The sequence below is a fragment of the Salipiger sp. PrR007 genome (assembly GCF_010499845.1).
GTDB classification, from domain to species: Bacteria; Pseudomonadota; Alphaproteobacteria; order Rhodobacterales; family Rhodobacteraceae; genus Salipiger; species Salipiger pacificus_A.
The window spans coordinates 217,377-238,385 of sequence record NZ_JAAGOZ010000050.1 but is presented as its reverse complement, the minus strand read 5'-3'; the positions used below and the strand labels follow the sequence as shown (position 1 = coordinate 238,385).

Below are 21,009 nucleotides of genomic sequence, written 5' to 3'. Positions count from 1 at the left end.
ATTCTTCGGCAAATCCCGAAACAGCCTCATCCGGGGTCAGCCTTTCCTTCGATGCCCCGAAGGGGCAGGGTGGCGCTATCCACCCGAGGAGCCCCAAGATGAGTGAAATCCTGATCCGCAACGCGCGCACTGTCCTGACCATGGATGATGCCGGGACCGAGCTAGCGGATGTCGACATCCTGCTGCGCGACGGGGTGATCGCCGAGATCGGCCCTCGGCTCGAGACCGAGGGCGAGATCGTCGATGCGCGTCATTGCGTGGTGACACCGGGCCTCGTCAACACCCATCACCATCTCTACCAGGGGCTGACCAAGGCCGTGCCCGGCGGGCAGGACGCGCTGCTCTTTGGTTGGCTGCAGACGCTTTATCCGATCTGGGAGCGCTTCGGGCCCGAGGAATTCTACGTCTCGGCGCAGGTCGGGCTGGCGGAACTGGCGCTCTCGGGATGCACGCTGAGTTCCGACCACCTCTATCTCTATCCCAACGGCGCGCGGCTCGATGACAGCATCGCCGCAGCCGAGGACCTGGGCGTGCGCTTCCATGCCACGCGCGGCAGCATGAGCATTGGCGTCAGCGAGGGCGGGCTACCGCCGGACTCGCTGGTCGAACAGGAGAGCGCCATCCTCGAGGATTGCATCCGGGTGATCGACGCTTTCCACGACCCTTCGGAGGGCGCCATGGTGCGGGTCGGCGTCGCGCCGTGCTCGCCCTTCTCGGTGAGCCGCGAGCTGATGCGCGACAGCGCCATCCTCGCCCGCGACAAGGGGGTGATGATGCACACGCACCTTGCCGAGAACGACGAGGACGTGGCCTATTCGCTCGAGAAATTCGGTTGCCGCCCGGGGCAATACGCCGAGGACCTGGGCTGGACCGGCCCGGACGTCTGGCACGCCCATTGCGTGAAGCTCGACGGGCAGGAGATCGACCTGTTCGCCGCCACCCGCACCGGCGTGGCGCATTGCCCCTGCTCCAACTGCCGCCTCGGCTCGGGCATTGCGCCGGTGCGCGCGATGCTGGATGCGGGGGTGAAGGTCGGGCTGGGTGTCGATGGGTCGGCGAGCAACGACATGGCAAACCTCGTCGGCGAGGCTCGGCAGGCGATGCTGCTCCAGCGGGTGCAGCACGGCGCCGACGCGATGAGCGCGCGTGCGGCCCTGCGGGTGGCGACGCGGGGCGGGGCCGAGGTGCTGGGCCGCAACGATTGCGGGCAGGTTGTCATCGGCATGCGCGCCGATCTGGCGCTTTGGGATGTCAGCGGGCTCGGAAGCGCCGGATCCTGGGATCCGGCGGCGCTGCTGCTGGCAGGACCGCAACAGGTGCGGCACCTTTTTGTCGAGGGGCGGCAGGTGGTGCGTGGCGGACGCATCGCGACGATAGACATTGAGGCCGCGCTGCGCCGCCACGGGGAAATGGCGCGGACGCTCGCCGGGTTCGGCTGAACCCGGTCCTGAGGGGAACACATACGACCGGAGGATTTTCATGCGACCTGCGCTGACTGCCCGACTGCTGCCGCTTGCCCTTTGCGCGGCGCTCTGCGCCTGCGTGGTGGTGCCGCTGCCGCAGACCGACACCGGGGGCGAGCCCGCGCGCTTCCTCGAAAACCCCTCGGGGGCGCAGCTCAACGCGCTCCGCGAGAGCCGAGGGCTGGCGCCCCTGAGCTATTCGCCGGTGCTGCAGAAAGTGGCGCAGGGCCATGCCGACGACATGGCGCGAATGAACGAGATGACCCATACCGGCAGCGACGGCAGCACCATCGGCGAGCGCATCCAGCGCCGCGGCTACAACCTCCGGCGCGGCGCCGAGAACATCGCCGAAACCGGCCGCGGGCTGGGTCGGGCGATGGAGATCTGGACCAACTCTCCGCCGCACCTGTCAAACATGCTCATGGAGGATGTGAAGGAGTATGGCATCGCGGGGACCGGCGACTACTGGGTCATGGTGGTCGCCCGGGTGAAATGACCCGCGCTGCGGGCAGGCGGCTCCGGCGCGGCGCAGGCTTGCCGGGCGTCGCCTCCGCGCCATCTATATGCAGGGCCTGAAGGACCGGAGAGTGCTGATGAAACTGCCCAAGTGGCTTGCCCTGACCCTGCTGCCGCTGGCGCTTGCCGCCTGCGTCGATGTGCGCGCGCAACCCGGCGTGGTTGCGACGTCCGTGTCAAAGCCGGTGTCAAAGCCCGCATCAAAGCCGGTGGCCGTGGCCAACCAGCCTGCCGCCCGCGGCCAGGTCGAAGGGGCGAGCATCTACGAGCTGCGGCGCGCGCCGTCGCAGGTGGTGCAGAGTTCGCAGGCCGAGGCCGCGGCGGTCTTCAACGGCTGGCGCCGGGCGCAGGGGCTGGCACCGCTGACCCGCTCGGCGCAGCTGCAGCGCGCCGCGCAGGCCCATTCCGATGACATGGCGCGGATGAACAAGATGAGCCACGTCGGCAGCGACGGCAGCCGCGTCGGCGCGCGCGCGCGGGCGGCGGGATACGACTACCGCCATGTCTCGGAAAACGTTGCCATGACCCCGCTCGGCATCGACAGCGCGATGGAGCTCTGGGCCAAGTCATCTTCGCACCGCGCGGCCATGCTGCGCACGGATGTGCGCGAGTTCGGCCTCGCGCAGAACGGCCGCTACTGGACGCTGGTCATGGGCGTGCGCAAGTAGGACCAAGGGCGCGCGGGAGGCGCCCCGGCTCCGAGTGTCAGATCATCTGCCTTCCGGCCACGTAGGTGGCCCGCACCGCCCGGTCGTCGCCCATCATCATGGTCGGGAAGAGCGCCTCCCAGATGTCGTCAGCCTGTGCCACCCGCTGCGCGATGGCCGGGGTTGAGGCCAGGTCGAGCACGGTGAAATCGGCCTCGAGCCCCGGCGCGAGGTTGCCGATCCGGTCCTCGGCCATCAGCGCCATCGCCGAGCCCTGCGTCGCCAGCCACAGCAGCGCCGAGGGGTGCAGCGGGTGATGGCGCAGCTGCGCCACCTCGTAGGCTGCAGCCATGGTGCGCAGCATGGAAAAGGACGAGCCGCCGCCGGTGTCGGTGGCCAGCCCCACCCGCAGCCCTGCCTTGGTCAGCCCGTCCATGTCGAAGAGCCCCGAGCCGATGAAGGTGTTCGAGGTCGGGCAATGCACCAGCGCCGCGTTGACCTCTTTCAACCGCGCATGCTCGCGCGGCTCGAGATGGATGGCGTGGCCGTAGAGGCCTCGCTCGCCCAGCAGCCCGTAGGCCTCGTAGGTGTCGAGATAGTCGCGCGCCTGCGGGTAGAGCGATTTCACCCAGGCGATCTCGTCGGTCTGCTCGGAAAGGTGCGTCTGCATCAGCACCTCGGGGTGCTCGGCCCAGAGCGCGCCGAGCGCCTGCAGCTGCCCGGGGGTCGAGGTCGGCGAGAATCGCGGGGTGATCACATATTCTGCCCGCCCCCGGCCGTGCCAGCGCTCGAGCAGCGCCTTGCTGTCGTCATAGGCCGATTGCGCGCTGTCCCGCAGGAACTCGGGCGCGGTGTCGCGGTCCATGCAGGTCTTGCCGGCGAAGACCCGCATCCCGCGCGCCTCGGCGGCGCTGAACAGCGCCTCGACGGACTCGGGGTGGATCGTGCAATAGGAGCAGACCGAGGTGGTCCCATGCGCCAGCAGCAGATCAAGATAGCGCCCGGCGATCTCGTCGGCGTAGGCGCGCTCGGCAAAACGCGCCTCGGTGGGGAAGGTGTAGTGGTTGAGCCAGTCGATCAGCCGCTTGCCCCAGCTCGCGATCATCCCGGTCTGCGGGTAATGCGCGTGCGCGTCGACGAAGCCCGGCACGATCAGCGCCTCGCCATGGTCCACCACCCGCGCGGCGGGATGCGCGGCACGCAGCGTCTCGGCGGTGCCGATCTCTCGAATCACCCCGTCCTCGACCAGCAGCGCCCCGGCAGGCTCGTGGCGCGCCGCCTCGACCCCTTCGGTGAAGGGCGAGCCGGTGAAGCGCAGGGTCTGCCCGAGGTGCAGGGTCGGCGAAAGGGGGGTGGGGCTGGTGGGGGCCATGTCGGTCCTCGTGGTTGCGACCGGCCTAGGATGCGGGCGGCCAAGGTCAAGCGCAATGCGCCTCTGTTGCTCGTTCGCGCAATCCCCTAAGGTTTGCGCGAACGGCATTCAACGGGGCAGGCATGACCGAAGAGACCGGAAACCCGGCGACGGAAGACACCCGCGAAGACGAGACCAACCCGCTGGAACGCAAGGTGGTCTCGGCGATCCTCTATGCGGTGGATGTCGGCGACCGCGAACAGCTCGTCGCGCTGATGGAGCCGCTGCACGCGGCCGACATCGCCGACCTTCTCGAGCAGATCAACGCCTACGACCGGATGCGGCTGATCAAGCTCTACGACAAGGAGTTCGACGGCGAGATCCTGTCGGAACTCGACGAGTCGATCCGCGAAGAGGTGATCCGGGCGCTGACCCCCGAGGTGCTCGCCGACGCGGTGCGCGAGCTCGATTCCGACGACGTGGTCGACCTTTTGGAAGACCTCGACCAGGATCAGCAGGATGCGATCCTCGATGTGCTCGAGGACAGCGACAGGGTCGCGGTCGAGAAATCGCTGACCTACCCGGAGTATTCCGCCGGCCGCCTGATGCAGCGCGAGGTGGTCATGGCCCCCGAGCATTGGAACGTCGGCGAGGCGATCGATTTCCTGCGCAGCTCGGACGATCTGCCGGAACAGTTCTACCACATCATCCTCGTCGATCCGAAGCTGCGCCCGGTGGGCAACGTGACGCTGGGCAAGTTGATGGCCTCGCGGCGCGAGGTTCTGCTGAAATCACTGGTCGAGGAAACCTTCCATGTCATCCCGGTGACCCGGCCCGAAGCCGATGTTGCCTATGCCTTCAATCAGTACCACCTGATCTCGGCCCCGGTCGTGGACGAGAACGAGCGGCTGGTCGGGGTGATCACCATCGACGACGCCATGGCCGTGCTCGATGAGGAGCACGAGGAGGACATCCTGCGCCTCGCCGGGGTCGGCGACGAGAGCCGCATTTCGGACAGCGTGATCGAGACCACCCGGCAGCGTCTGCCGTGGCTGGGGGTGAACCTGATGACGGCGATCCTCGCGTCGCTGGTGATCGCCCAGTTCGAAGGTACGATCAGCCAGCTGGTGGCGCTGGCGGTGCTGATGCCGATCGTCGCGTCGATGGGCGGCAATGCCGGCACGCAGTCGTTGACCGTGGCCGTGCGCGCGCTGGCGACCAAGGATTTGACCAGCGCCAACCTCTGGCGGGTGATCCGGCGTGAGCTGATGGTCGGGCTGATCAATGGCGTCAGCTTTGCGCTTGTGATGGGGGTTCTGGAATACCTCTGGTTCGGCAGTGCGATGCTGGCGGTCGTGATCGCCGCGGCGATGGTCATCAACCTTGTCGTCGCCGGGCTGGCGGGGATCGCGGTGCCCGTGGTGCTCGAGAAATTCAATGTCGACCCGGCGCTGGCCTCCGGCACCTTCGTGACCACTGTGACCGACGTGGTCGGGTTCTTCGCCTTCCTCGGGCTGGCGCAGGCGGTGCTGCTGTGAACCTCGACGAGGCCAAGCGCGCCGCCCGCGCCGAGGCGGCGCGGCGCCGCACCGAGGCCCATGCGGCCGATGCGGGGGCTGGCGCAGGGATGTTGAGCTCGGTGCTGGCGGGCTACCGCGGCGTGCCGCTCTCGGGCTACATGCCGATCCGCTCCGAGATCGACCCGCTGCCCGCCATGGCCGAGGCGGCGGCGCATGGTCCGGTAGCGATCCCGGTGATCGAGGCGCGCGGTGCACCGCTGCGCTTTGCCCGCTGGGAGCCCGACATGGCGCTGGTGCCCGGCGCCTTCGGCGCGATGATCCCGGAGTACCCCGAGTTCGTGACGCCCGAGATCCTCATCGTTCCGCTGCTGGCCTTCACCCGGGACGGCCATCGGCTGGGCTATGGCGGCGGTTTCTACGACCGCACGCTTGCGGCGCTGCGCGCTGCGCGCCCGACGCTGGCCATCGGGTTTGCCTACGCGGCGCAGGAGGCAGGGCAGGTCCCGCTCGAGCCCACCGACGCGCCGCTCGACATGATCGTGACCCCGACCGAGGTGATCGCGCCGAGCCGAGGCTGAGCGCGCCCCGCGAGGCAGGCCAGTGTGGGGCGCGGCAGATGCCGGTACGCCCCGGTTTCACGGCTGTGCCGGGAGCGCCGGTGTCAGAGCGCCCGCCAGCCGATGTCGCGCCGGCAGAACCCTTCGGGCCAGTCCACGGCATCCACCAGCGCATAGGCACGCGCCTGCGCCTCGGCGAGCGTGGCGCCGCGGGCGGTGGCGTTCAGCACCCTGCCGCCGGTGGCGACGATCTTGCCGTCCTTCTCGGCGGTGCCGGCGTGGAACATCTGGGTGAAGCTGTCCTCGGGCAGGCCCTCGAGCCCGGAGATCATCGTGCCCTTCTCGTAGGCGCCCGGGTAGCCCTCGGCGGCCATCACCACGGTCATCGCGTGATCGTCGGCCCAGGTCACCTTGGCCTCGGCCAGTCGGCCCTCGGCGCAGGCGTGCAGCAGGTCCAGCACCTGACCACCAAGGCGCATCATCAACACCTGGCACTCGGGATCGCCGAAGCGGACGTTGTATTCCACGAGGCGCGGCTGTCCGTTTTCGATCATCAGGCCGACGTAAAGCACGCCCTGGTAGGGCGTGCCGCGGCGCGCCATCTCGGCCATGGTGGGGCGGACGATTTCGTCGAGCGCCTTTTGCGCCACCTCGTCCGAGAGAACCGGGGCGGGGGAATAGGCGCCCATGCCGCCGGTGTTGGGACCGGTGTCGCCCTCGCCGACGCGCTTGTGGTCCTGCGCGGTGCCGATGGGCAGCACGTCGGTCCCGTCGACCAGCACGAAGTAGGACGCCTCCTCGCCGGTCATGAACTCCTCGATCACCACCTCGGCGCCGGCCCCGCCGAAGGCGCCGCCGAACATGTCGTCGATCGCTTCTTCGGCCTGCGCCACGGTCTCGGCGATGATCACGCCCTTGCCGGCGGCGAGCCCGTCGGCCTTGACCACGATCGGCGCGCCCTGGGCGCGCACGTGCGCCTTGGCGCTTGCGGCGTCGGTGAAGTGGCCGTAGCCGGCGGTGGGCGCCTTGGCGGCGTCGCAGATTTCCTTGGTGAAGCTTTTCGAGGCCTCGAGCCGGGCAGCCTCCTTGGAGGGGCCGAAGACCAGCACGCCCGCCTCGCGCAGCCGGTCGGCAACGCCCGCGGCGAGCGGCGCCTCGGGGCCGACGATGACGAGGTCGATGGCGTTCTCACCGGCGAATTCCGCCACCGCGCCGCCGTCCTCGACGTCGAGCGAGGCGCATTCGGCGATCTGCGCGATCCCGGCATTGCCCGGCGCGACGATCAGTTTGTCGCACTTGGGGTTCTGCATCACGGCCCAGGCCAGGGCATGTTCGCGACCGCCGCCGCCGAGGATGAGGATGTTCATGGGGCCCGCTCTTTCAAGGTAAGGATCGCGGGCTTCCTACCGGCGGCGGGGGGATCTGGCAAGACGGCAGGACGCGCCCACCTTTCCCTTGGCGCCACCGGGCGCTAGTCTGGGCAAAGCGCGGGCGGACCAGCCCGGACAGGGCACTTACGGCAAGACGGGGCAAGACGGGCACCATGGACCTTTTCGAAGACGATACCCCCGGGGATGCAGGCGACGGCAACATGCCCGAGTTCACCGTCTCGGAGCTGTCAGGCGCGGTGAAACGGGTGATCGAGGGCGAGTTCGGCTTCGTGCGGGTGCGCGGCGAGCTGGGGCGGATTTCGCGGCCGCGCTCGGGGCATCTCTACCTTGACCTCAAGGACGACAAGTCGGTGATCTCGGGCATCGTCTGGCGCGGCGTCGCCGGCAAGCTCGAGATGCAGCCCGAGGAAGGCATGGAGGTGATCGCCACCGGGCGGCTGACCACCTATCCCGGCCAGTCGCGCTACCAGATCATCATCGAGGACATGCGCCCCGCCGGGCTTGGCGCGCTCATGGCGATGCTGGAAAAGCGTAAGGCGATGCTGCAGGCCGAGGGGCTTTTTGATCCCGCCCGCAAGAAGCCGCTGCCCTTCCTTCCCGAGATCATCGGCGTGGTCACCTCGCCCTCGGGCGCGGTGATCCGCGATATCCTGCACCGGCTGCGCGAGCGGTTCCCGCGCAAGGTGCTGATCTGGCCCGTCGCGGTGCAGGGCAAGAGTTCGGCCGCCGAGGTCGCCCGGGCCATCGAGGGGTTCAACGCGCTCAGCCCGGGCGGCGCGCTGCCGCGGCCCGATCTGCTGATCGTCGCCCGGGGCGGCGGCTCGGTGGAGGATCTCTGGGGCTTCAACGAAGAAATCGTGGCGCGGGCGGCCGCGGCCTCGAAGATCCCGCTGATCTCGGCGGTGGGGCATGAGACCGACACCACGCTCATCGACTTCGTCTCGGACCGCCGCGCGCCGACGCCAACCGCCGCCGCCGAGATGGCGGTGCCCGTGCGCATGGAGCTTCTGGCGCGGACCGGGGAGGGGCAGCTGCGGCTGACCCGCGCGCTCAGCCACCGGCTCGAGGTGCGTGGCCAGCGGCTGCGCGATCTGGCCCGGGCATTGCCGCGGGCCGAGACGCTTCTGGACCAGCCGCGCCAGCGGCTCGACCTGCTGTCGGACCGGCTGCCGCAGGCGCTGATCCGCGGGGTCGACCGGCGCCGGCTGGCGCTCTCGCAGCCCGCCGGGGCGCTGCGCCCGGGGCTGCTGAGCCGCATGCTTGCCACCCGCGCCGAGGCGCTGGGGCGCCGCGCCGACCGGCTGTCGATCCGGCCAATCCAGCGCGAGATCGCGCTCGGGGCCGACCGGCTGCGCGCGCTCGGCAAGCGGCTCGACGATGCTGGCACACGCAGGGTCGAGGAGCCCCGGGGCAAGCTCGACGGGCTTGACCGTCTGCTGCAAACGCTGAGCTACAAGGGCACGCTGGCGCGCGGCTACGCGGTGGTGCGCGGCGAGGGCGGGCAGGTGCTGACCACGGCTTCCGCCGCGAAGGAGGCCGCCGGGCTAGAGATCGAATTTGCCGACGGGCGGATGAAGATTGGCGGCGCGGCCTCGGGCAAGCCCAGGAAGGCCAAGGCGCCGGAGCAGGGGAGCCTGTTCTGAGGGGGCGGGACCCGGGGCTCGGCCCCCGCCGCGCCGAGGGATATCTCGGCCCATAGAATGCAGCCGGACGGTGCGCGCGATCGGCGAGGCGGCGTCTTCACACGCCGGTGTCTGGCCCGTAGCACAGCATCGGCGTGTCGCCCTGCTGCGCCTCGTAGAGCACCGTGTTCTGCGGGTCGTTCTGAAACACCGCCCGCAGCTTGCCGCTCTCGCGGTAGAAACTCCAGCATTGCGGGGCGTTCATGTCCTCGTAGACGAAGCAGATCATCTGGGCCTCGGCGTACCAGCGGCCGTCCTTGCACTCGCCGTCCAGGAAGGACCAGCGCACCCGGCGGTCCGGCAGGTATTGCTCGACCCCGTAGGGCGCGCCGCCGCTGCCGAAGTAGAGCGTCTTGCCGGTGACATAGGACTCGAATTCCTCGGCGCTCATCGGCTGGGCGGCGGCGAGCGGGCTGGCAAGCAGGCAGAGGAGGAGCACGAGGCGTGTCATGGGTGCAGCCTGCCAGAGGAGGGTCGGCGGCGAAAGGGAGAAGTGGCCACGCGCGCCGGGGGCGCTCAGGAATTGCGGTAGACGGCGCAGATGCAGCCCGATTGCCGAAGCTCTGCGCAGAGATGTGCCGCTGCGGTGCGACCGTCGCGCCCGATCCGCGCCATCCAGTAGCCACCCCGCGGGCTGGCGCGGCTTTTTTGCCAGACCAGCTCGGGCTGCTCGCCGCTGATCGGGCCGGAGCAGGCCTTGGCGCGGCGGCGGAATTGCGCCAGCGCCCGGTCCTGGGTGGTGCCGAAGGCGATCTGCACGCCCCAAGGATGCAGTGGGGGGCGGGCCTCGGGATATTTGGTCAGCTTGCGCTCGCGCGCCAGCTCGTGGCAGGCCTGCTGGAAGGGCTTTTCGCCCTGCAGCCGGAAGTCATGGGTCTCGGGCGGGGTGTCGCGCCAGGTCTCGGCGGCGAGCCCGGTGACGATCGCCACGTAGTTGATCGTCTCGCGCGCCAGCCCGCCGCGCCGCGACATCAGCCCGTCGGCCCGTGCCTCGCCGCCGTTGTAGGCCACCGCCGCCAGTCCCTGGTTGCCGTATCGACGGGTCAGCTCGCCGAGGTATTGCGCCGAATATTCCAGCGCTTCTGCGGGGTTGTAGGGATCCTTGAGGCCGCGCAGCTTCGCGGTCGACGGGATGAACTGGGCGATACCCTGGGCGTTGGCGGGGCTGAGGGCGTTGGGGTTGAACCGGCTTTCTTGCCAGATGAGCCGGGCGAAGAAGCCGGGGTCGAGCCCGTTGCGCAGGGCGAGCTCCTCGAGCGCCTCGCAGGTGTCATGCACGAAATAAGAGGGCCGGATGCAATGCACAGGCCCGAAGGCGCCGGGCGAGCAGAGCGTTCCCGGCTCCCGGGCGCCGTCGGACGGGGCGGGAGGCTCGGCCCGCAGCAGCGGCGCGGCAAGCAGGAGGACAAGGAAAAACACGGCCCGCAACATGCCCCCATGAAGGCGCCGCGGGGCGGAAAGGTCAACTCACACTTTTATCTGCGCGCGGCACGTATTAGGTGAAAGCAAAGGCATTGAGAGGTCCAGCCATGTCCTTCTTCGGCAAGCTCAAGAGCAAGCTCTTCAAATCTTCCTCGAAGCTCGAGGAAGGGCTGGACGCGATCGTCCAGGAGGGGGGCACGCAAGACGCTCCCGAAATGGCGCCCGAAACCCCCGAGGTGCCGCAGACGCCGGCCCCCGAGACGCCGACCCCCGGGACTCCGGCCCCCGAGACCCCCGGCCCGAACGTGCCGCCGCCGGTCCCCGAGACCCCGCCCGCGCCTGCGCCCGAGACCCCGCCGACGCCGGAAGAAGTGCCGCCCGCACCACCGCAGGAAACCCCGCCCGCTCCAGAGCCCGAGGCGCCGCCTCTGCCAGAGACGGAGCCGCAGCCCGAGCCGGAAACGCCGCGTGCGCCGCCGCCCGCCGACCCCCGGCCCGCGCCGCTGGAAGCGCCGGTGATGCCGCCCTCGGACCCGTCGCCCATGCCCGCGCCGCTGGAGATCCCGGCGCCTCTGCAGGATCCGGAGGTGCCGCAGCAGACGCAGCGCGGCGGCGGTCTCATCGGGCGGCTCTTCGGCAAGTCCCAGCCTGCCGCGCCGGTGGTGCGCCGGGCGCTCGACGACGAGATGATCGAGAGCCTCGAAGAGCTGCTCATCGCCTCCGACATGGGGGTGGACACCGCGTTGCGCGTCACCTCCAACATCGCCGAGGGCCGCTATGGCAAGCGGGTCTCGACGCAGGAAATCAAGGAGCTGCTCTCGGCGGAGGTTGCCCGCATCATGGATCCCGTCGCAAAGCCGCTTCCGCTCTATCCCAAGAAGCCGCAGGTGGTGCTGGTGGTGGGGGTCAACGGCTCGGGCAAGACCACGACCATCGGCAAGCTCGCCAGCCAGTTCCGCGCCGCGGGCAAATCGGTGGTGATCGCCGCGGGGGATACCTTCCGTGCCGCCGCGGTCGAGCAACTGCAGATCTGGGGCGACCGCGCCGGGGTGCCGGTGCTGACCGCGCCCGAGGGCTCGGATCCCGCCAGCCTTGCCTTTGACGCGATGACCAAGGCGCAGGCCGAGGGCGCTGATCTGCTGATGATCGACACCGCGGGCCGCCTTCAGAACCGGGCTGACCTGATGGAGGAACTGGCCAAGATCGTCCGCGTCATCCGCAAGAAGGACCCCGATGCCCCGCACAACACGCTCTTGGTGCTCGACGCGACCACGGGGCAGAACGCGCTGCGGCAGGTCGAGATCTTCCAGCAGGTGGCGGATGTGTCGGGGCTAGTCATGACCAAGCTCGACGGTACGGCGCGCGGCGGCGTTCTCGTGGCGCTGGCCGACAAGTTCGGTCTGCCGATCCATGCCATCGGCGTGGGCGAGCAGATCGACGACCTGCAGCCCTTCGACCCCGAGGAATTCGCCGCGGCGCTCACCGGGCTTGAGCGGGGCTGAGGCAGGGCCCGATCCGAGTGGCGGGGATTACTCCTCGCTCCAGCCCATCTTGTTCTCGACATAGCGCAGCAGCGTCAGGACCACGAGCACGATCACCGTGGTCATGGCCGCGAGCGGCATCTGCCCCGCGCCGCAGCCGAGCCCAACGGCCCCCGCGAGCCACAGAGAGGCGCCGGTGGTGATGTTGCGCACCTTGCCGCCGGAGGTGAAGATCAGGCCCGCCGCCAGAAACGCCACGCCTGCCGTCACCGCCTCGATCATCCGCAGCGGATCGTTGCGCTGTTCGCTCGAGCCGCCGAAGTCCATCGCGGCCAGCTCCAATCCAAGCAGCACGAAAAGGCAGGCAGCGACAGAGACAAGGATATGGGTGCGCAGCCCCGCCGCCTTGCCCCGGCGCTCGCGTTCGAGGCCGATCAGCCCCGCCAGCAAGATGGCCGCGAGCAGCCGCGCAAAGGCGGCGGCCGGGGGGATCACCGAGAAGGTGTTTTTGAATTCGTTCAGGATTTCCTCGATCATCACGTTTCCTCTGCTGGCCCGTGACCAACGTGATGGCGGGCAGGGCAGTTCCGCCATTGAGAAGCCGTCGCCGCGAGGTTATCTCTGCTCTCGCACAAGGAGACCCGCATGGCGCAAAAGCAGATCAACCCGTTCCTCAAATCGGCGCTCGAATTCGGGCCAGTGCTGGCTTTCTTCGCCGCCTATCTGCTGCTGAAGGACAACAGCTACGTGGTCGGCGGGCGCGAGTACCAGGGTTTCGTGCTGGTCACCGCCGGGTTCATCCCGCTGATGCTGCTCTGCACCGGCATCCTGTGGAAGCTGACCGGGCATCTTTCGGCCATGCAGGTGGTGACCGCGGTGCTGATCGTGGTCTTTGGGGGGCTCTCGGTCTGGCTCAACGACGAGCGCTTCTTCAAGATGAAGCCGACGTTGATCTACCTGCTTTTCGGGTTCGCGCTGCTGGCCGGGATCCTGCGCGGCGAGAGCTACCTGCGCAAGGTCATGGAAGGGCTGATGCCGCTTCAGGACGAGGGCTGGATGATCCTGACCAAGCGGATCTGCGCGTTCTTCTTCGGGCTGGCGCTGCTCAACGAGATCGTCTGGCGCACCATGAGCACCGAGAGCTGGGTCTACTTCAAGACCTTCGGTCTGACAGCGGCAGTCTTCGTCTTCTTCATGACGCAGGGCGGGCTCTTCAAGCGCTATGCGCTGGAGGCCGACAAGGAGTGACGCGCCTCCTCTGACGAGAGGGAGGGGCCCGGGACCGCTGGTTCCGGGCTTTTTGGTGCGCGCGCCAGCCATGCGTAGGTTGCATGACGGCCCTGACGAAAACAGTCAGGCACGCGGGTTCCGTCCACCCACTGATTGCGTTAACCGGGTCCATCCCGGAACAAAGCTGTTTTAGACGCAAGGAAAGACGAAATAAAATGTCCCTCTCAGACGCTGCCTATGACACGCCGCGCGCCGGGGCCAAACCGGCGCTCAACTCACCGGCCAAGGTCCTGACCGCGAGCCTCGTCGGCACCACGATCGAATTCTTCGACTTCTACGTCTACGCGACCGCCGCCGTGCTGGTCTTCCCGGCGCTGTTCTTCCCGAGCAGCGATCCGATGACCGCGCTGCTGGCCAGCTTCGCCACCTTCTCCATCGCCTTTTTCGCGCGTCCCTTCGGCGCGCTGGTCTTCGGCCACTTCGGCGACCGCATCGGCCGCAAGGCGACGCTGGTCGCGGCGCTGCTGACCATGGGCATCTCGACCGTCATCATCGGCTTCCTGCCGAGCTACGAGCAGATCGGCGTCATCGCCCCCCTGCTGCTGGCGCTCTGCCGCTTCGGCCAGGGCTTCGGGCTTGGCGGCGAATGGGGCGGGGCGGTGCTCATGGCCACCGAGAACGCGCCCGAGGGCAAGAAGAACTGGTACGGCATGTTCCCGCAACTCGGCGCGCCGCTGGGGCTGTTCCTGTCGTCGGGCCTGTTCTGGATCCTGCTGCACTTCATGAGCGAAGAGGCGCTGCTGAGCTGGGGCTGGCGGATTCCCTTCGTCTCGTCGCTGCTGCTGATCGCCGTAGGCCTCTGGGTGCGCCTGTCGATCACCGAGACGCCGGACTTCCAGAAGGCCATCGACAACGAGGAGCGCGTCGCGGTTCCTGCCGTGGAGCTCTTCAAGAACCACAAGGTCTCGATCGTACTCGGCACTTTCGTGGCGCTGGCGACCTTCGTGCTCTTCTACATCTGCACCGCCTACCTGCTGAGCTACAACGTCAAGGTCGTGAAGATCCCCTTCACCGACGCGCTGGCGATCCAGATCTGGGGCTCGGTGGTCTTTGGGGCCTTCATCCCGCTGGCCGGCAAGCTGGCCGAGCGTTTCGGCCGCCGCGAGATCCTGACGCTGACCACCGTGTTCATCGGCCTGTTCAGCTTCCTTGTGCCGGTGCTCATGGTCGAGAACGAGATGCGCATCATGGGCTTCGTGACGCTGGGCATGGCGCTGATGGGCATGACCTACGGCCTCATCGGCACCGCGCTGGCGGCGCCTTTCCCGACCCGGGTGCGCTACACCGGCTCGTCGATCACCTTCAACTTCGCCGGCATCTTCGGCGCCTCGCTCGCGCCCTATATCGCGACCTGGCTGCAGAGCAATTACGGCCTCGCCTACGTGGGTTACTACGTGCTGGCGGCGGCGGCTGTCACGCTGCTCTGCATCTTTGCGAGCGGCAAGGGCAAGGTCTGAGGCGGCCTGCCTGACGCATGGAGAAGGGCGCCCGCTGCGGCGCCCTTTTTCATCGCAGGGCAGATGCGGCCGCGGGGCCATGTGAAAGGGGCGCAGCCTGACCGGCCGCGCCCCTTTCATTTTTCGCCGGATACGTGCGTCCGACCGTTCAGTCCTCGCGCGGGGGTTCCGCATCCGGATCGGCCTTGCCGACGCCCTTGAAGACGAACTTGAAGGGCAGCATCCACAGGAACCCGAGGAAGACGTAGACCGCGAATTCCAGCCAGATCGGCGGGCGGTCGAGCGCGTTGACCACGCTCACCGCCGCGACGATGTAGAGCGGCAGGCCCACCAGCAGGATCACCAGCGACCAGCGGCGTCGGGACTTGTAGCTGAGGGCCATACCGGGTCAGTCCGCGAAGGGGTCGGTGACGAGGATGGTGTCGTCGCGCTCGGGCGAAGTCGAGAGCAGCGCCACCGGGCAGCCGATCAGCTCTTCGATGCGGCGGACGTATTTCACCGCCGCGCCGGGCAGATCGTTCCAGCTGCGGGCGCCCTCGGTCGATTCCGACCAGCCTTCCATTTCCTCGTAGACCGGAACGCAGCGCTGCTGCTCCTCGGTGGCGATGGGCAGGTGGTCGAGCATCTGGCCGTCGAGCTCGTAGCCGGTGCAGATCTTGATGGTCTCGAAGCCGTCCAGCACGTCGAGCTTGGTCAGCGAGATGCCGTTGACGCCCGAGGTCACGCAGGTCTGGCGCACCAGCACCGCGTCGAACCAGCCGCAGCGACGCTTGCGGCCGGTCACCGTGCCGAACTCGCGGCCGCGGGTGCCGAGACGGTTGCCGTCCTCGTCATCCAGCTCGGTCGGGAAGGGGCCTTCGCCGACGCGGGTGGTGTAGGCCTTGACGATGCCCAGCACAAAATCGATGGCGCCCGGACCGATGCCGGTGCCGGTGGCCGCCTGGCCGGCGATCACGTTCGAGGAGGTCACGAAGGGGTAGGTGCCGAAGTCGATGTCCAGCAGCGCGCCCTGCGCCCCTTCGAAGAGGATGCGCTTGCCGGCGCGGCGCTTCTCGTTGAGCACCTTCCAGACGGGGCCGGCGTATTCGAGGATTTGCGGCGCGATCTCTTTCAGCGCGGCGAGCAGCGCCTCGCGGTCGACCGGCTCCAGCCCGAGGCCGCGGCGCAGCGCGTCGTGGTGCAGCAGGGCGCGGTCGACGCGGGTCTCCAGCGTCGACGGATCGGCGAGATCGGCGACGCGCACCGAGCGGCGGCCAACCTTGTCCTCATAGGCCGGGCCGATGCCGCGGCCGGTGGTGCCGATCTTGCTGCCCTTGCTGGCGGCCTCCTCGCGGGCCCGGTCGAGCTCGCCGTGGATCGGCAGGATCAGCGGGGTGTTCTCGGCGATCATCAGCGTCTCGGGGGTGATCTCGACACCCTGGGCGCGGATCGACTCGATCTCTTTCACCAGGTGCCAGGGATCGAGCACCACGCCGTTGCCGATCACCGACAGCTTGCCGCCGCGCACGACACCGGAGGGCAGGGCGTTCAGCTTGAACACCTTGCCGTCGATGACGAGCGTATGGCCTGCATTGTGGCCCCCCTGGAAGCGCGCGACCACGTCGGCCCGCTCAGAGAGCCAGTCCACGATCTTGCCCTTGCCTTCGTCGCCCCACTGGGCGCCCACGACGACCACGTTAGCCATTGCTCACCTGTCCTTTTGCCGGCGGTTCAAACGGGCTCCGTATAGATCCGCGCGGCGGCGGTGGGAACCATCAAATTGGGGATTGTCGGGCGGGGCCCGAAAGAAACCGCGCCGACCGGGGGCGCTATCCCTCTGCGTTGCGCGCCTCACCCCCGGGGGTATTCCCCCGAAGACGGCGCGGCCCTCAGGGCAGCAAGTGCAGCCAGGCCCAGGTGGTGACGATGCACATGCCGGTGGCCAGCAGCACCGAAGAGGCCGCAACCCGCTTGGCGCGGCCGTAGAGGTTGGCGAAGACATAGGCGTTCACCCCGGGCGCCACCGAGGCGGTGACCACCGCCGAGCGGAAGGCGTCGGTGGGCAGGGAGAAGGCGGTGCCGAGCGTGTAGGTGACCAGCGGGTGAAGCCCCAGCGAGAGCGCGCAGACGAAGAGGATGGTGCGCAGATCGCCCTCGGGGCGGTAGCGGAAGAGCACGCCGCCGAGCGCGAAGAGCGCACAGGGCAGCGCGGTGCGGGTGAGCAGGCCGAGCGCCTCGGTCATCGGGGTGGGCAACTCGACGCTCAGCAGGTTGAACACGATGCCGATGCTGATGCCGATGACCATCGGCGTGCGGAAGAGCGAGCGCAGGATGGTCAGTGGCAGGCGGCGCAGCTCGGTGCCGCGGGCGCGGGCGAGTTCCATGGTGGTGATGCCGATGGCATAGCAGAGCGGCGAGTGCAGGGCGATGATCGCGTAATTGCCATTCAGCGCGTCCTCGCCATAGGCCTGCTCGGTGATCGGCAGGCCGATCAGCAGGGAGTTGGAGAAAAGCGCGCAGAAGCCGATGACCACGCTGTCTTCCCAGTCGCGGCCGAAGATCAGCCGCGCGCCGAACAGGCCGACAATGAAGCAGGTGATCGCGCCGGCGTAGAAGGAGAAGAGCAGGTCGAAGCGGAAATACTCGCCGAGGTCGAGCTGCCACATGGCGCGGAACAGCAGGCAGGGCACGGCGATGGTCTGGGCAAAGCCCATCAGCCCGTCGATCGCATTGTCGGTCAGCAGCTTGCGCCAGCTGGCAAGGTAGCCCGCGCCGATGACGATGAAGACCGGGAGAATGACGTCGAGGAGGGCTTGCATGGACGCAGGGCTTTCACGTTGCGCGCCGGTCGGCGCGGGGCCTCCGGCGGGCGGACTTGCAGAGGAAGGGGGCCGGGTGCCGACGGGCGGCGGGATGGTCAGCGCGGCGCTTCTCCTCAGAGCGCATAACGCAGGACCATCCCGTCATAGGCCGGGTGGATGTGCTCGGCGGTTTCCGCCGCCAGGGTCTCGTAGTCGAGATCGATGTGCATGTTGGTCAGCACCGCCTCGCGCGGCTGCGCTCGGGCGATCCATTCCAGAGCCAGGTCGAGATGCGCATGGGTCGGATGCGGGGTGCGGCGCAACGCATCGACGACGAAGCAGTCGAGATCCTGCAGGTGCGCCCAGGCGTCCTCGGGAATCCGCACCACGTCGGGCATGTAGACGAGCCCCGCAACGCGGAAGCCGAGCGCGTCGATGCTGCCGTGATCGACCTTGATCGGGGTCAGCGCGATCGCGCCGCCGGCGCCCTCGATGGTGAAGGGGCCCTGGATCGCGTGTAGATCGAAGATCGGCGGATAGGGGCTGCCCTCGGGCTGCACGAAAGCATAGCCGAAGCGCGAGATCAGGTCGTTCTGCGTGTCGCCATCGGCCCAGACCGGCAAGCGCGAGCCGCGGTTGAAGACGATCTGGCGGAGGTCGTCGAGCCCGTTGGTGTGGTCGGCGTGGGCATGGGTCCAGACGGCGGCGTCGAGATGGCCGATGCCCGCGTCGAGCAGCTGCGCGCGCATGTCGGGCGAGGTGTCGATCAGCACCCGCGTGGTGCCGTCGCGGGTCTCGCGCTCGACGAGCATCGAGCAGCGGCGGCGGGTGTTCCTGGGGTTCGCGGGATCGCAATCGCCCCATTTGCCGCCGAGCCGCGGCACGCCGCCGGAGGAGCCGCAGCCGAGGATGGTGAAGCGCAGCTCGCCCTTCATGCGGCGCCGCCCGTCGCAGGGGACCAGGCCGCGGCCTTGGCAAAGAGGCGCTCGAAGTTTGCCTCGGTGGCGGCGGCGAACTCCTCGAAGCTGAGGCCGAAGGTCTCGGCTCCGACCTTGGCGGTGTGGACGGTGTAGCCCGGCTCGTTGCGCTTGCCGCGGTAGGGCGGCGGCGCGAGGTAGGGGCTGTCGGTTTCCACCAGGATGCGCTCGAGCGGGGCGGCGGCGAAAATATCGCGCAGCTCCTGCGACTTGGGGAAGGCGGCGATGCCGGACATCGACAGGTAGAAGCCGCAGTCGAGCGCGGCGCGCGCCAACTCGGCCGAGGAGCTGAAGCAATGCATGACGCAGGCGTAGGGCTTGCGGCGATAGGCCTCGGTCAGGATCCGGGCCATGTCGTCATCGGCGGCGCGGGCGTGGATGATCAGCGGCAGGCCGGTCTCCTGCGCCGCCTCGATGTGGATGCCCAGCGACGCCTTCTGCACCTCGGCACTCTCGGCGGTGTAGTGGTAGTCGAGCCCGGTCTCGCCGATGCCGACGAATTTCGGGTGCTGCGACAGGGTGACCAGCTCATCGACCGTGGTCGCGGGCTCTTCGGCGGCGCTCATCGGGTGAACGCCGAAGGTGTAGAACACCGGGTCGTTCGCCTCGGCGATGGCGCGCACCTTGGGCTCGTTCGCGATCCGCGTGCAGATGGTGACCATGCGGTGCACCCCGGCCTCGAGCGCGCGGGCGATGACCTCGGGGCGCTCGTCGTCGAAATCGGGGAAGTCGAGGTGGCAGTGGCTGTCGGTGATCAGGGGAGTGGTCATGAATACGTCCTTTGCGCGCAGGTATCAGACATGCGCGGGGCAGGGTCAAGGAGGGGGCGGCCCTGCGTCCGGGTCGCGGGCCACGGGTGCCGGATGCGCGGGCAGGGATGTGTCCGGGTCCGGGGGAAGGGGGTTGATGGCCGCGCGGGCATGGATTTTAACGGCGCCGTGAAGGTTGGATGCGTGGGCGGAATGACGACGGAACTTCGGAAGTGGTATTTCTGCCTGAACCAGAAGGGCTTCGAGCAGGTCTGGGGGCAGGTGCGCGTCGCCGTCGCCTCCTGTCTGGCGCGCACGCGGCTGCGCCCGATATGCCTCTACAACGGCGAGTCCGAGGCGCATGTGGCGCAGCTGCGCGGGCTCGGGGTCGAGGTCATCGCGCACCGCAGCTCGCTCGAGCCGCTTTTGCGCCGGGCCTATGGTCCGTCCTATGACACCTTTTCCGGGCACTGGCTGCGGATCGACATTCCCGCGCTCGAGCAGGAGGATGATCTCGTCCTCTATACCGATGTCGACGTCATGTTTCTTGCCCACCCCGCGCTGCCACGCCTGCGCAAGCCGCTCGCCGCGGCGCCGGAGCGCTACCGCTGGCGCTACCCGCATTTCAACAGCGGCGTGTTGCTGATGAATGTGCCGAAGTTGCGGGCGCTGGCCGAGCCCTTTGCCGCCTCGATCGCGCGACGCTTTCGCGAGCCCTGGTCGCCGCCGGGCCATGACCAGGTGAGCTACAACAGCTTTTTCCGCTGGCGCCACGCCCGACTGCCGCACGGGATGAACTGGAAGCCGTACTGGGGGCTGGGGCGCGACGTCTCGATCGTGCATTTCCACGGGCCGAAGCCCGAGAACATCCGCGCGCTGGTGGCCGGGGGCGGAGAGCGGTTCATTCCCCAGTACCGGGCCCTATGGCACCTCGACCCGGAGGCCTATGCCCATTACGCAGGGCTTTTCGAAGAGTTCGAGGCGGGCTGAACCCGGGATGGGGCTCAGAGCCCGCGCAGTAGTCCGCGCCGGTGCAGCTGGGCCCGCAGGGCGATGGCCAGCGTCGAGGCGGCCATGACGCCGAGGATGTCGGCGGCCCAGTCAGTGAGTTCGGCGTCGCGCCCGACATAGGCCTGCACGACCTCGATCAACCCGCCGAAGGCGATCGCCGCCGGTGCCAGCACCCAGAGCCAGCGCGGCCGCAGGAAGGCGGCGGGCGCGATGATCGCGCCGAAGCCGAGCGCATGCTGCAACTTGTCGTCCATCAGCGCGTCGGCCAACGGCAGCCGCGGCCCCACGGTGAGGGTGGTGACCAGCGCGGCCATGCCGAGCACGAGGGCGAGGGTGAGAAGCGAGATGCGATCCATGCCTGCGAGAGACCATGCGGCGTGCACAAAGGCCAGAGGCGACGCTGCTCCGCGGCTACACGTTCCTGTCAGCGCCCAGAGGGATGGCGCCGCGAACGGGCACTGCCCGGACGCGCGGCGCGATGGGAATGCATGGCGTGGGATTTCATGGGCGGCATGGGAAAACGTGGGACCGGGCTGACCGGAGCGTTTGTGGCCCCGCGGGCGCAGGTCGCAACGGCAAGCAAATCCGCGCTGATTCAAGGGTTGAAGCACTCTCCGCGCCATGACACATGCTCACGAAACCGCGATTCCGCCCGTCGTTGAAAAATTATTTGGGATTTTGTGGAAGTTTTTTTCTCACGCTGGCGTTACCACAT

At 68.4% G+C, this 21,009-nt stretch carries 21 protein-coding genes; 10 read left to right on the top strand and 11 right to left on the bottom strand.

The features are described from left to right. Nucleotides 1-98 precede the first annotated feature (98 nt). From G0Q01_RS20140 to G0Q01_RS20130, 3 genes are all read left to right on the top strand, one after another. Nucleotides 99-1,439 carry an 8-oxoguanine deaminase gene (locus G0Q01_RS20140; protein WP_164192153.1) on the top strand — a complete coding sequence of 447 codons (1,341 nt, stop codon included), beginning with the start codon at nt 99-101 and terminating at the stop codon, nt 1,437-1,439. Nucleotides 1,440-1,479: 40 nt separating this feature from the next. Then, complete coding sequence (locus G0Q01_RS20135) at nt 1,480-1,959, top strand: CAP domain-containing protein (protein ID WP_164192151.1); 480 nt, start codon at nt 1,480-1,482, stop codon at nt 1,957-1,959. Nucleotides 1,960-2,056: 97 nt separating this feature from the next. Further along, on the top strand, nt 2,057-2,647 hold the full coding sequence (locus G0Q01_RS20130; RefSeq protein ID WP_203595096.1) for a CAP domain-containing protein: 591 nt from the start codon (nt 2,057-2,059) through the stop codon (nt 2,645-2,647). A 37-nt stretch (nt 2,648-2,684) separates the two neighbouring features. Here G0Q01_RS20130 and guaD read toward each other — a convergent pair whose 3' ends face one another. Next, nucleotides 2,685-3,998 (bottom strand): guanine deaminase, encoded by a 1,314-nt coding sequence (guaD, locus tag G0Q01_RS20125; protein ID WP_164192147.1) that lies wholly within the window; start codon nt 3,996-3,998, stop codon nt 2,685-2,687. 122 nt (nt 3,999-4,120) lie between these two features. On the opposite strand from guaD, the gene mgtE reads away from it, so the two are divergent. Both mgtE and G0Q01_RS20115 read left to right on the top strand, forming a co-directional pair. Beyond that, nucleotides 4,121-5,515, top strand: a complete 1,395-nt coding sequence (mgtE, locus tag G0Q01_RS20120) for a magnesium transporter (protein ID WP_164192145.1) — start codon at nt 4,121-4,123, stop codon at nt 5,513-5,515. Then, on the top strand, nt 5,512-6,075 hold the full coding sequence (locus G0Q01_RS20115; RefSeq protein ID WP_164192143.1) for a 5-formyltetrahydrofolate cyclo-ligase: 564 nt from the start codon (nt 5,512-5,514) through the stop codon (nt 6,073-6,075). Before mgtE ends, G0Q01_RS20115 begins: the two co-directional genes overlap by 4 nt. Nucleotides 6,076-6,158: 83 nt before the next feature. On the opposite strand, the gene purD is transcribed toward G0Q01_RS20115, so the two are convergent. Continuing rightward, the gene (purD, locus tag G0Q01_RS20110; protein ID WP_164192141.1) at nt 6,159-7,421 is read right to left on the bottom strand and encodes a phosphoribosylamine--glycine ligase; all 1,263 of its coding nucleotides are present in this window, start codon (nt 7,419-7,421) and stop codon (nt 6,159-6,161) included. A 176-nt stretch (nt 7,422-7,597) separates the two neighbouring features. On the opposite strand from purD, the gene xseA reads away from it, so the two are divergent. Then, on the top strand, nt 7,598-9,088 hold the full coding sequence (gene xseA, locus G0Q01_RS20105; RefSeq protein ID WP_164192139.1) for an exodeoxyribonuclease VII large subunit: 1,491 nt from the start codon (nt 7,598-7,600) through the stop codon (nt 9,086-9,088). Between the two features lie 97 nt (nt 9,089-9,185). On the opposite strand, the gene G0Q01_RS20100 is transcribed toward xseA, so the two are convergent. Next, entirely contained in the window at nt 9,186-9,578 is a 393-nt protein-coding gene (locus tag G0Q01_RS20100; protein WP_164192136.1) for a hypothetical protein, read from the bottom strand. 65 nt (nt 9,579-9,643) lie between these two features. After that, nucleotides 9,644-10,546 (bottom strand): lytic transglycosylase domain-containing protein, encoded by a 903-nt coding sequence (locus G0Q01_RS20095; protein WP_370457194.1) that lies wholly within the window; start codon nt 10,544-10,546, stop codon nt 9,644-9,646. Nucleotides 10,547-10,656: 110 nt separating this feature from the next. Between G0Q01_RS20095 and ftsY the strand changes: the two genes are divergently transcribed. After that, a complete protein-coding gene (gene ftsY / locus G0Q01_RS20090; protein WP_164192130.1) occupies nt 10,657-12,051 on the top strand; it encodes a signal recognition particle-docking protein FtsY in 1,395 nt (464 codons plus the stop codon). A gap of 27 nt (nt 12,052-12,078) precedes the next feature. Here ftsY and G0Q01_RS20085 read toward each other — a convergent pair whose 3' ends face one another. Beyond that, entirely contained in the window at nt 12,079-12,567 is a 489-nt protein-coding gene (locus G0Q01_RS20085) for an MgtC/SapB family protein (RefSeq protein WP_164192127.1), read from the bottom strand. A gap of 108 nt (nt 12,568-12,675) precedes the next feature. Here G0Q01_RS20085 and G0Q01_RS20080 point away from each other — a divergent pair, with 108 nt between their 5' ends. Continuing rightward, nucleotides 12,676-13,278: an inner membrane-spanning protein YciB gene (locus G0Q01_RS20080; protein WP_164192124.1), complete on the top strand. Its 603-nt coding sequence runs from the start codon at nt 12,676-12,678 to the stop codon at nt 13,276-13,278. 197 nt (nt 13,279-13,475) lie between these two features. After that, nucleotides 13,476-14,777, top strand: coding sequence for an MFS transporter (locus G0Q01_RS20075; RefSeq protein ID WP_164192120.1), 1,302 nt, complete (start codon nt 13,476-13,478; stop codon nt 14,775-14,777). A 148-nt stretch (nt 14,778-14,925) separates the two neighbouring features. Here G0Q01_RS20075 and G0Q01_RS20070 read toward each other — a convergent pair whose 3' ends face one another. From G0Q01_RS20070 to G0Q01_RS20050, 5 genes are all read right to left on the bottom strand, one after another. After that, a complete protein-coding gene (locus G0Q01_RS20070; RefSeq protein ID WP_164192117.1) occupies nt 14,926-15,159 on the bottom strand; it encodes a DUF2842 domain-containing protein in 234 nt (77 codons plus the stop codon). A 6-nt stretch (nt 15,160-15,165) separates the two neighbouring features. Next, nucleotides 15,166-16,461: an adenylosuccinate synthase gene (locus G0Q01_RS20065; protein ID WP_108964915.1), complete on the bottom strand. Its 1,296-nt coding sequence runs from the start codon at nt 16,459-16,461 to the stop codon at nt 15,166-15,168. A 184-nt stretch (nt 16,462-16,645) separates the two neighbouring features. Further along, nucleotides 16,646-17,575 carry an AEC family transporter gene (locus G0Q01_RS20060; RefSeq protein WP_164213758.1) on the bottom strand — a complete coding sequence of 310 codons (930 nt, stop codon included), beginning with the start codon at nt 17,573-17,575 and terminating at the stop codon, nt 16,646-16,648. A 116-nt stretch (nt 17,576-17,691) separates the two neighbouring features. Then, entirely contained in the window at nt 17,692-18,492 is an 801-nt protein-coding gene (locus G0Q01_RS20055) for an MBL fold metallo-hydrolase (protein WP_164192111.1), read from the bottom strand. Continuing rightward, nucleotides 18,489-19,304 (bottom strand): TatD family hydrolase, encoded by an 816-nt coding sequence (locus G0Q01_RS20050; RefSeq protein WP_164192108.1) that lies wholly within the window; start codon nt 19,302-19,304, stop codon nt 18,489-18,491. The genes G0Q01_RS20055 and G0Q01_RS20050 overlap by 4 nt, the downstream gene beginning before the upstream one ends. A 192-nt stretch (nt 19,305-19,496) precedes the next feature. Between G0Q01_RS20050 and G0Q01_RS20045 the strand changes: the two genes are divergently transcribed. Next, nucleotides 19,497-20,273 (top strand): hypothetical protein, encoded by a 777-nt coding sequence (locus G0Q01_RS20045; protein WP_164192105.1) that lies wholly within the window; start codon nt 19,497-19,499, stop codon nt 20,271-20,273. A gap of 14 nt (nt 20,274-20,287) precedes the next feature. Here G0Q01_RS20045 and G0Q01_RS20040 read toward each other — a convergent pair whose 3' ends face one another. Then, nucleotides 20,288-20,650, bottom strand: coding sequence for a teicoplanin resistance protein VanZ (locus G0Q01_RS20040; RefSeq protein ID WP_108964920.1), 363 nt, complete (start codon nt 20,648-20,650; stop codon nt 20,288-20,290). Nucleotides 20,651-21,009: the final 359 nt, after the last annotated feature.

Coding starts and splice junctions, on each gene's coding strand:
- purD (WP_164192141.1), bottom strand. CDS start 7,421: ATGAACATCCTCATCCTCGGCGGCGGCGGTCGCGAACATGCCCTGGCC.
- G0Q01_RS20070 (WP_164192117.1), bottom strand. CDS start 15,159: ATGGCCCTCAGCTACAAGTCCCGACGCCGCTGGTCGCTGGTGATCCTG.
- ftsY (WP_164192130.1), top strand. CDS start 10,657: ATGTCCTTCTTCGGCAAGCTCAAGAGCAAGCTCTTCAAATCTTCCTCG.
- G0Q01_RS20045 (WP_164192105.1), top strand. CDS start 19,497: ATGACGACGGAACTTCGGAAGTGGTATTTCTGCCTGAACCAGAAGGGC.
- G0Q01_RS20140 (WP_164192153.1), top strand. CDS start 99: ATGAGTGAAATCCTGATCCGCAACGCGCGCACTGTCCTGACCATGGAT.
- guaD (WP_164192147.1), bottom strand. CDS start 3,998: ATGGCCCCCACCAGCCCCACCCCCCTTTCGCCGACCCTGCACCTCGGG.
- xseA (WP_164192139.1), top strand. CDS start 7,598: ATGGACCTTTTCGAAGACGATACCCCCGGGGATGCAGGCGACGGCAAC.
- G0Q01_RS20065 (WP_108964915.1), bottom strand. CDS start 16,461: ATGGCTAACGTGGTCGTCGTGGGCGCCCAGTGGGGCGACGAAGGCAAG.
- G0Q01_RS20130 (WP_203595096.1), top strand. CDS start 2,057: ATGAAACTGCCCAAGTGGCTTGCCCTGACCCTGCTGCCGCTGGCGCTT.
- G0Q01_RS20080 (WP_164192124.1), top strand. CDS start 12,676: ATGGCGCAAAAGCAGATCAACCCGTTCCTCAAATCGGCGCTCGAATTC.
- G0Q01_RS20055 (WP_164192111.1), bottom strand. CDS start 18,492: ATGAAGGGCGAGCTGCGCTTCACCATCCTCGGCTGCGGCTCCTCCGGC.
- G0Q01_RS20135 (WP_164192151.1), top strand. CDS start 1,480: ATGCGACCTGCGCTGACTGCCCGACTGCTGCCGCTTGCCCTTTGCGCG.
- G0Q01_RS20075 (WP_164192120.1), top strand. CDS start 13,476: ATGTCCCTCTCAGACGCTGCCTATGACACGCCGCGCGCCGGGGCCAAA.
- G0Q01_RS20050 (WP_164192108.1), bottom strand. CDS start 19,304: ATGACCACTCCCCTGATCACCGACAGCCACTGCCACCTCGACTTCCCC.
- G0Q01_RS20085 (WP_164192127.1), bottom strand. CDS start 12,567: ATGATCGAGGAAATCCTGAACGAATTCAAAAACACCTTCTCGGTGATC.
- G0Q01_RS20040 (WP_108964920.1), bottom strand. CDS start 20,650: ATGGATCGCATCTCGCTTCTCACCCTCGCCCTCGTGCTCGGCATGGCC.
- mgtE (WP_164192145.1), top strand. CDS start 4,121: ATGACCGAAGAGACCGGAAACCCGGCGACGGAAGACACCCGCGAAGAC.
- G0Q01_RS20060 (WP_164213758.1), bottom strand. CDS start 17,575: ATGCAAGCCCTCCTCGACGTCATTCTCCCGGTCTTCATCGTCATCGGC.
- G0Q01_RS20100 (WP_164192136.1), bottom strand. CDS start 9,578: ATGACACGCCTCGTGCTCCTCCTCTGCCTGCTTGCCAGCCCGCTCGCC.